Genomic DNA, 9,591 nt, shown 5'->3' with positions numbered 1-9,591 from the left:
CGTTATGCGCGATCTTGTACCGTTATGCGCGATCTTTCCGATTTATGAGCGATCTTGGGCTCGTTATGCGCGATCTTTCCGATTTATGAGCGATCTTGGACTCGTTATGCATGATCTTTCCAATTTATAAGCGATCTTGGTACCGTTATGCGCGATCTTTCCGATTTATAAGCGATCTTAGTTCCGTTATGCGCGATCTTTCCGATTTATAAGCGATTTTGGGGTAAGCCGCAATGATTGAAGAAAGTTGTCTATTTTCGACGAATGCTACTTATGATAAGCTGAATATTCAGGTATCAGTCATGTAGGGAGTGGATTAAAAATTGAAATCTAAAGAAAATCTATTGTGGGGTTTACTTTGTGTATACGGTATTCTATACGTTTTATTATATATGGGCTACTACCTCATAATTAACATTCTGCATTCTTCTTACAGTGTCATTAGTACAACAGCCATTATATTGCCTTTCGTTTTTTTGCTGCTATTTCTTTTGATTTTATGGAAATATACTGAAATAAGAAAGGCTAAATTTCTGGCCATGACCGCGATTGGTATAATTCCGCCGCTGTATTGTGCAATTATTTTAGGGGTTAACGAATATAGATCAAATTTCACTGTCGAAAAATGGGTAGATCACGAGAATGAAAGAGTATATATGATTGATGATTTTTTTAATACATATGACCTAATAGGTATGGAAAAAGACGAAGTCAATTCGCTATTGGGAAAGCCAACTGTAACAGAGTATTTTAAAGAAGATGATAATATTGTTTATTACCTTGGAGATGAGCGGGGGCTGATTAGGATAGATAGTGAGTGGTTAGTCTTGCGGTTCAACGATGAAGAGCAGGTTGTGAATTATGAGATACGAACGGACTAATATTATTGAAAAAGGACCAAAACAGGTCCTTTTTCAACAGGGCTCTAATTAAAAAGTAATTACGCCTGTAAGCAGCGCGATCGCAATCATTACAAAACAAGAACCTAATGCCCATTTAAATATGAACTTTTGATGGTCCCCGAACTCGACACCTGCCATACCAACAAGTAAATAGGCAGAAGCCATTAAAGGACTCATTGCATGGACTGGCTGGCCCAAAATGGATGCACGGGCAATTTCTGCTGGATCTACGCCATAAGCTTCTGCAGTTTGCGCCAAAATCGGCAGGACACCGTAATAGTAAGGATCATTTGCCATGAAATACGTAAATGGAATACTCGTGACTGCTGTAATCACTGCAAAATATGAGCCTAGTGACTCAGGAATAATGGCAACTAAACTGTTCGCCATTTCATCAACCATTTCTGTTCCGGATAATATGCCTGTGAAAATCCCGGAAGCAAACACTAAGCCTACAACAGCCAGAACGTTTCCTGCATGATTAGATATTCTCTCCTTCTGGTCATCCAATTTAGGATAATTAATCATGAGGGCGATGACAAAGGCGATCATGAATAAAATAGGCAGCGGCAATACTGACGTAATTAAGCAAACGAGTAATGAAACTGTTAACAATAAATTTATCCATAAAAGCTTGGGTCGCTTGAAGCTTTCCGTTTCTAAAGCTGCACTTTGCTGACTTATTGTTAGTTTATCCTCCTCTGAATATTGAATCTCGGCAACTCCTATTCTTTTACGCTCTTTTTTTCCAAGAATATATGCTGTAAATAGCGTCCATAATGCTCCGCCAGCCATTACAGGAATAAGCGGTGTAAATACATCCGCAACATCAAGCTGCAGTGCGCTTACTGCTCTTGCAGTCGGCCCTCCCCATGGTGTCATGTTCATAAAGCCAAATGACAGCATCGCTATACATGTTAAAATAAGCGGATTCATTCCTAATCGTTGATAAAGCGGCAGCATAGCTGATACCGTAATCATATAGGTTGTCGTTCCATCCCCATCAAGTGCTACCATCATGGAAAGGAGTGCTGTACCGATTACAATTTTTAATGGATCTCCCTTTACTACAGCTAAAATTTTGCCCACAAGAGGGTCAAACAACCCAGCATCAATCATTATCCCAAAGTAGAGAATGGCGAACATTAACATCACACCAGTCGGAGCAACCTGCTTTACGCCTTCTAACATCATTTCACCGATACCAGGTCCAAATCCGCCGAATAATGCAAACAAGATCGGAATCACAATTAACGCTACCAGGGCGGACATCCGCTTTGAAATAATTAAATACATAAATACGATGATCATTGAAAAACCTAAAAACGCTAACACAATGATTTCCCTCCCCTTTTTAGAAGCTTTAATATATGACATATTCTGGTGTAATTAATTCTTGTTGAATGCGCTTTCAAAAAGTTCTAAAGCTGCTAATCCTTTGCTTCTTTTCATCTTACGAGAGGGGGGCATTCAAGTAAATATTATTTAATTTAAATGATTTAAGATTTATAAATGCATTTTGTTCTTTTTGTTCAATTTCGAAAAATCGCTGCATCGATGCCGGCAATTACGGTGTGCCTTCAATTTCCCTGTGATAATACTTGTTCTGCTCTTTGAGAAAATCCTTAGATTCCCAACTGTTTTTATAAAAGGGCTCCCAGTTGTTTTTTTGCAAGAGTTTCTCCCACTCTTCTTTTTTCACCATTTTGTTCATCACGTCGTCCCAAAACATAATCTCTTCTTTGGTCATTTTGTCAGATCCCATGATTCCTCTCCAATGTGCAAAGACAAAATCAATTCCTTCCTCCCTCCAGGTTGGAACGTCTGGGAGGCTTTCTATTCGTTTTTCCGATGTAGTAACCAGAATTTCGATATGATTGGCTTTAAAGTGTGCCAGCGCTTCGTTCACTGATCCAGACGCCACGTCGATTTCATCATTGGCCAAAGCATCGAATAAATCATTGCCGTTGTTATATTGTAAAAACTGCAGTTTATCAGTAGAAATCCCGGCCTTTTCTACTGCTTTGACAAAAGACAGCTGGTCATCATTTCCGATGGAGGGTGCAAATCCTATCTTAAGCTGTCCTGGATTTATTTTCAGAACTGAAATTAAATCAGCTGCAGACTTCAGCTTCGAATCTTTAGGCACAGCGGTTACATGCCACTCTTTTGTGAGAATTGCCAGAGGATGGAACTCATCATATCGGACGGTGCCTTTTCCTAACAGATTATTACTTAAAAGCAAGCTGGAATTTAAACTAATAACATGTCCATTTCGTTTCTGAAGATACTTCCACCCTTCATCTTCTCCGGTTATGTACTTGATTTGAATTGGTTTTTTAAAAAAATGATTGGAGTCGATTACGGTTTTCATCGCACGTGCTGTCATATCCCAGCTGCCTCCTGGCTCAGCCGGAACAACAATTTCCATCGGTGAATTAGAGAACGGAAGCTGAAAGGACGGCATTTGGCTGCCGCCGATGAAAATGAATCCTATGAAAAACATTGATGTCCATATTTTTTTCATCGTGATCCCCCTGTTCTTCTTTAGGAAAGATAGTATCTTCGTTCCGGTCTGCCGATAATGCCGTATTCCAGCTCTGCTTTTGCTTCTCCTAAACTGACAAGATACTCCACATACCTTCTTGATGTGGTTCTTGAAACACCCATTTTTTCTCCGATTTCCTCTGCTGTAATGCCCTCTTCAGTACCCTTTAGAACACGCTTTACCTTTTCAAGTGTGATTGAATTAATCCCCGTAGGCAAATAAGATTTTCTCTCTTCTTGATTTTGGGTACCAAAATACAAATCAAGATCGGCTTGATTGATATCGGTTTTTGAATCTATAAACTGCTTTTTTTTCTTATATTCTCCCATCACTTGGGCGAATTTTTCAGATGATACAGGTTTTATTAAATAATGGAAAACCCCTGAGCGCAGTGCATCCTTTAATAAAGCTGTTTCTGTTGCTGCGGTGATCACAATAACATCTGTTTTCGGATAGTCTTTGCGAATGTCTGGAAGAATCTTCGTCCCTAATTCATCCGGCATATACAGATCCAACAGAAGCAAATCAACCTTGAAACGAGAGAGAAGTTCAATCGTTTCTTTTGCATTAAGCGCTTTTCCTTTAAGAGCGAACCCCTCCATTTGGCTCAGGTACTTCTCATGAATAGCTGCAATGCGAAAATCATCCTCAGCTATGACCACGTTGAGCATTCAAAATCCCCCTATTTCTTTCTTTCGGTAAATAAACAGTAAAAACCGCGCCTCCGTTTTTTAAGTTGGAATATTCAATAAATCCTTTAAGCTCTTCTACAACTTCCTTCACATTGGCAAGGCCATACCCTCTTTTTTCCCCTTTAGTTGAAAATCCTTTTTTAAAAATGTCATCGTCGTGCCTCTCCGAAAACCCTTGTCCACTGTCAGACACTTCAATAATAATATCTCTGCCGATATCCGTAATAAAAAAAGAAACTTCTCGTGTCTCTGAAAGGCGTACTGCCTCTATTGCGTTATCAATCAAGTTCCCGATGATTGTGATAAAAGGTGAAATTCCTAAATGCTCCGGCAAAGACTCTAGATAGCTATTTTCATCGATCAGTAGATGGACCTTTTTTTCAGAGGCTTTCCCTAGCTTACCGAGCAAAATAGCTTGGATTTTTTGCGAATGAATATTCTGCAATAAAAAATCATGCTGCTTTATTTGGAAAGCGTATTCATTTTTTATTAACTCAATAGCTTCATCGTATTCTCCGAGCTCGAGAAGTCCCAGAATAACATACAGCTTATTTGAAAATTCATGGGTCTGCGCTCTTAGGTCTTCCGAATATTTACTGACCTCCGTCAGTGTGTCAATCAGTTTTTTTAATTCTGTCTTCTCTCGAAAACTTACAACGACCCCATGGATTTTATTTTTGTCTTGAATCAGCTTCGAATTTAAGATGAACGTCTTTTCACGATAACGAACCTCTTCATTCGATTTTGACTTCCCTTGCAAAATTACTGAGGTCAAGCCTGCATCTGGCATAATATTGTCTATGTGCTGGTGGATCGGTGCCTCATTTAATTCGAGCAATTCTTCTGCAGAAGTATTTGTCATTGTAATCGTCCCAGAGGTATCAATAGCCAGAATGCCTTCTTTAATTGCTTGAAGAATGGCATTTCTTTCATAAAACAGGGAGGCGATTTGCTGCGGCTCTAAGCCGAATGTATCCTTCCTTATGTTTCTTGCCAGCACAATTGCACCCATCGCACCGATCAAAAGCACGATTACTGCCAAGTATCCAAGAGTTGTCAGATGACGGATGATGCTTTTATTGATTTGAGACTTTGAAATATCTACATATACTCCGCCAACGACTTGATTGTAATTTTCATACTCTATGATAATTGGAGCACTTCCCCTGATCATAGTGTGATTTTCATTAGAAGCTTCAGCTACAGTTGAAGCACCAAACACCACAGTTTTACTTAGCTCCTTGTCATTGATACTGGCTGCTTTTTCCTCGGCATTCTCATTTACGCTTGCAAAAACAATCTGTTCTCGATCGGTTATGTAGATTGCACTTGCATCAACCTGTGTCATAATCTGCGTGATGTCGGCATCGAGATTATCCAATGAATCATCTGCTTTAAATGACAGTTTGAGAGGCGTCATATATGAAATCGTTTTCGCAGTTTGCAACGCCAATTGCTCCGCCTGCTTTTGTCTATCCTTTGATTGAAGGTAGGCAAAAATCGATGTGAGCAGTGTAATGACGACAAGAAGCAGTACGATAACCAGGAGCATGATTTTTTTTTGAAGCGTCATCTTTTTTGTCTGCACGTTAACCGCTTCCCTTCCATCCCAAGCAGCTGCCTTCTATTATCATATCATGTTTAGGAAGCTTTGAAATTGCGAAAAAAGGCTTACCCTAAGTAGAGTAAGCTCTCTTCATTTTGATTCATCGCTCTTTGCCAAATCTCATTTGATTGATTTTTTCAATTCTTCAGCGGCAAACTCTACATTGGTACCGATAATTACCTGAAGCGAATTTCTTCCCGTTCGTACAGTTCCTTTGGATCCGGCTTGTTTAAGGAGCGATTCATTGACCATTGTTAAATCATGAAGTGTCAGGCGTAATCTGGTCGCACAGTAATCAATTGTTTCTATATTTTCCGCTCCTCCGAGGCCGGTAAGAAGAATGTTTTCACCAGCGACTGCGGCGGCAGCTTCATTTTGAGACAATACCTCGTCTTCTACTGCATCATCTTCCCGTCCTGGAGTTTTTAAATCCATGGCCTTAATTAGGAAGTAGAACACGACAAAGTAAACCACTCCGTAAATGAGACCAACTAAAAGCAATAGTATCGGCTTTTCGGATATGCCGAAGTTTAATAGGTAATCAATTCCTCCGGCTGAAAACGTAAAACCGCTTCGTATATCCAATACATTCACGATAAAGAGAGAAAGTCCGGTTAATATGGCATGAATAAAGTAGAGAAAAGGGGATAAAAACATAAAAGTAAATTCAATGGGTTCGGTTATGCCCGTAATAAAAGAGGTTAAGGCAAGACCTAACAAAAAGCCGGCTGTTGCCTTTCGTTTTTCAGTTTTGGCCGTTATAATCATCGCCAAGCATGCACCTGGCAGACCAAACATCATGACTGGGAAAAAGCCCGTCATAAAGGTTCCGGCAGAAGGGTCATTAGCAAAGAAACGTGAAAGGTCGCCGGTCACACCGTTATATTCACCAAATTGAAACCAAAAGATATTATTTAAAACATGGTGCAAGCCAAGCGGAATTAATAATCGGTTAAAAAAGCCAAACAGGCCGGCACCGACTGGTCCCAGGCTCAAAATCCAATTTCCTAAACCATCGATGGCGCTTTGAATAGGCGGCCAGATATAGCCGAATATTCCAGCCAAAATGATCATTGTAAAAGCAGTCAAAATAGGAACAAGCCTCCGCCCGCTGAAAAAACCTAAATAATCGGGAAGCTTCGTATCTTTAAATCGATTATAAAGAAAGCCGGCAACGACGCCTGAGAGGATGCCTCCAAGAACAGCCATGTTGTTTGCTTCATTGATTGTAGTTATCCCAGCCGTCAAAATAAAGTAGCCAATTGCTCCCGACAGCGCGGCGGCACCATTTCCATCCTTTGATAGCCCAAAAGCGATTCCAATCGCAAAAATGAGCGGCAAATTCCCCAAAATGGCATTACCCGCTTGAAAAATAAAAGGGATATTGAACACATCCTCGCGCCCGAGCGATAATATGATCCCCGCAGCAGGTAAAACAGCAACAGGCAGCATAAATGACTTTCCTAATCTTTGAAGAAATTGAAGCATAATCTTTCCCCACTTTCCTTTTATTTTCAAATATATCACAAAGGTGTCTAGTGATATAGACCAGTTTTCATAGACAAACACTTAATTTTTTCAATTTTCATATAAAGAAAGAGGTGATAATAAATACTGAGCATTTCCAATTCGGCCATTCCGTATGGTAAGCTTATTTAAAAGAAAATTTACGATAAAGAAAGCGGGATCGAAACGTGATAGTAAGAAATGATGAAGAACTAGAAGGATTAAAAAAAATAGGAAAAATCGTAGCCTTGGCCAGGGAAGAAATGAAGAGCAAAGCTGTGCCGGGCATGACAACTCTAGAATTAGATTTAATCGGAAAAAAGGTTCTTGAGGAACACGGAGCCGTTTCAGCACCGATTAAAGAATATGATTTCCCAGGAAACACCTGCATCAGCTTGAATCAAGAGGTGGCGCATGGGATTCCAAGCAGCAAGACCATTTTAAAAACAGGGGATTTAATTAATATTGATATTTCTGCTGCCTTGGATGGCTATTATGCAGACACTGGCATTTCTTTTGTATTGGGTGAAGAAAACGAACAATTGCAAAAGCTATGTCTTGCCGCCAAAGCTGTATTTGATAAAGGCCTGCTTCAAGCAAGGGCAGGGAAACGCCTTAATCAAATTGGCAGAGCCGTTTTTAATGAAGCCAGGTCACAGGGCTTCACCGTTATAAAAAATCTGACCGGGCACGGAATCGGCACTAGCCTTCATGAGCCGCCGAATCACATTATGAATTACTACGATCCTTTTGACAATGAACTACTGAAAGACGGAATGGTCATTGCATTTGAGCCATTCGTTTCAACAGGAGCCGAACACATTGTCGAGGGCGGCGACGGCTGGACATTTAAAACCCCCGATGGAAGCTTAGTAGCGCAAATCGAACATACCATTGTCATTACAAAAAATGAACCGATTATTTTAACAGAGCTTTAGAAGAAATTTCTTTCTGCTTTCCGGGTAAATATAGGTCAAAAGTCTCAGTTTTAAAAAATCACCACTCATCCCTTTTCATACATTTTTTATAGATGTTACAATGCCCCCATGCCAAAAATCATGATGTCTATTATCATGCAATTTTTTGTAAAGGAGTGTTGTTTCATGCATTACGGAAGCAAAGGCTGGTATGTGGAAGAACTAAGAAAAATCGGAGTCTCCTCATTCGAAGGCAGAAAAACTCAAAGCTTCAAAAAATATTTTTTAGCTCGCCTTCTAGAGCAAAAAAAATAAATTATTGATATAACTCCTTTCAGCAAAGAATGAGTGCTGAAAGGAGTTTTTGCTTTAAAGGCTGGCTGCCATTTTTTCAAAAGAAGCTCTCCAGCTTTCAGATAGTGCATCCACTTTAAGGACCTTTTCAATTCCTTCTCGATTCTCTTTATCATGATATTTGATATGATTGGCAAAATGAACGGAAATTTGACTGGGATCTCTGGAAATTCGCTTAAGGACAGAAGCAGGAGTAACCTTGCCTTCATTGAGTACGCGAAAATAAAAGCCAGTAAAACCAGACATCTGGACCTTTAACGGCATATCCTTTACGTCATACTTTTTTGCCAGCTTAAAACACGGCTGACGAGGCTGGCTAATTTGTACAACAGCTTCCCCGAGAGCAAATACGTCCCCGATATATACGTCTTTTTCAGTTAAACCTTCGACCGTCAGATTCTCGCCAAATGCAGAACCTTCAAGTGTTTTGTTTAATTGAGATTCCCAGTATGGATAGTGATCATACGGATAAACACATACTGCTTTATCTCGGCCCCCATGATAAACAAGATCCGCTTGCCTGTCTCCTTCAAAATTAACCTCTGATAAAAACACGGGCTGATCAACACGATGTTTATAAATGCTTGTCTCAATCTGTTTTCCATTAAATTCGTAGGTCTTCGGTTTTCCGACATGAATAGAGTGAATACGAAACGACTCATTTTCCATGTGACAGTACCTCCTTCTCTCGTATGCTCATATTCTATCCAATCCCGCTAAATTTTGTCTATCACCCTGGCGTTGTGATAGTATGAAAGTAAAATTAAGAGGTGTTTTCTATGCTTCAATACCATATCGTTGTAGAAGGTCGCGTACAGGGTGTCGGGTTTCGCTATTTTGTCCAGAGTGAAGCAGAGAAAAACAAGCTGACCGGTTGGGTAAAGAACCGCATGGACGGAGCCGTTGAAATTTTAGCGGAAGGACCTGAAGAAAGCCTTGCTGACTTTGTTGAATCCGTTCAGAAGGGCAATCGATTTTCACGCGTTAGAAATGTAACAGTAGAAGAAGCAGCAGCAACAGAATCATACAAAAATTTCGCAATTGCTTATTGAAGGTGATTGGCAGG

10 protein-coding genes are annotated in these 9,591 nt (G+C 40.0%); 4 read left to right on the top strand and 6 right to left on the bottom strand.

Annotation, left to right across the window (positions count from 1 at the left end; genetic code table 11):
- Positions 1-323 precede the first annotated feature (323 nt).
- Positions 324-881: an outer membrane protein assembly factor BamE domain-containing protein gene (gene bamE / locus AM592_RS22985; protein WP_053605923.1), complete on the top strand. Its 558-nt coding sequence runs from the start codon at positions 324-326 to the stop codon at positions 879-881.
- A 48-nt stretch (positions 882-929) separates the two neighbouring features.
- Here bamE and AM592_RS22980 read toward each other — a convergent pair whose 3' ends face one another.
- The 5 genes from AM592_RS22980 to nagE form a co-directional block, all read right to left on the bottom strand.
- Entirely contained in the window at positions 930-2,237 is a 1,308-nt protein-coding gene (locus AM592_RS22980; protein WP_053605922.1) for a CitMHS family transporter, read from the bottom strand.
- A 232-nt stretch (positions 2,238-2,469) separates the two neighbouring features.
- Entirely contained in the window at positions 2,470-3,429 is a 960-nt protein-coding gene (locus tag AM592_RS22975; RefSeq protein WP_053605921.1) for a tripartite tricarboxylate transporter substrate-binding protein, read from the bottom strand.
- A 20-nt stretch (positions 3,430-3,449) separates the two neighbouring features.
- Positions 3,450-4,121, bottom strand: a complete 672-nt coding sequence (locus tag AM592_RS22970; RefSeq protein WP_053605920.1) for a response regulator — start codon at positions 4,119-4,121, stop codon at positions 3,450-3,452.
- The gene (locus AM592_RS22965; protein ID WP_053606228.1) at positions 4,099-5,715 is read right to left on the bottom strand and encodes an ATP-binding protein; all 1,617 of its coding nucleotides are present in this window, start codon (positions 5,713-5,715) and stop codon (positions 4,099-4,101) included. The genes AM592_RS22970 and AM592_RS22965 overlap by 23 nt, the downstream gene beginning before the upstream one ends.
- A 153-nt stretch (positions 5,716-5,868) precedes the next feature.
- Complete coding sequence (nagE, locus tag AM592_RS22960) at positions 5,869-7,236, bottom strand: N-acetylglucosamine-specific PTS transporter subunit IIBC (protein ID WP_053605919.1); 1,368 nt, start codon at positions 7,234-7,236, stop codon at positions 5,869-5,871.
- Positions 7,237-7,442: 206 nt separating this feature from the next.
- On the opposite strand from nagE, the gene map reads away from it, so the two are divergent.
- A complete protein-coding gene (gene map / locus AM592_RS22955; RefSeq protein ID WP_053605918.1) occupies positions 7,443-8,192 on the top strand; it encodes a type I methionyl aminopeptidase in 750 nt (249 codons plus the stop codon).
- A gap of 165 nt (positions 8,193-8,357) precedes the next feature.
- Complete coding sequence (locus AM592_RS23685) at positions 8,358-8,486, top strand: DUF2639 domain-containing protein (protein ID WP_082364314.1); 129 nt, start codon at positions 8,358-8,360, stop codon at positions 8,484-8,486.
- 54 nt (positions 8,487-8,540) lie between these two features.
- Here the strand turns inward: AM592_RS23685 and AM592_RS22950 are convergent, their stop codons facing one another.
- Entirely contained in the window at positions 8,541-9,194 is a 654-nt protein-coding gene (locus tag AM592_RS22950) for an MOSC domain-containing protein (protein WP_053605917.1), read from the bottom strand.
- Positions 9,195-9,304: 110 nt separating this feature from the next.
- On the opposite strand from AM592_RS22950, the gene AM592_RS22945 reads away from it, so the two are divergent.
- Complete coding sequence (locus AM592_RS22945; protein ID WP_053605916.1) at positions 9,305-9,577, top strand: acylphosphatase; 273 nt, start codon at positions 9,305-9,307, stop codon at positions 9,575-9,577.
- Positions 9,578-9,591 lie beyond the last annotated feature (14 nt).

The organism is Bacillus gobiensis, from assembly GCF_001278705.1.
In the GTDB taxonomy this organism is placed as follows: Bacteria; Bacillota; Bacilli; order Bacillales; family Bacillaceae; genus Bacillus; species Bacillus gobiensis.
The sequence above is the reverse complement of the archived record's forward strand: the minus strand, read 5'-3'. Positions and strand labels throughout refer to the sequence as shown.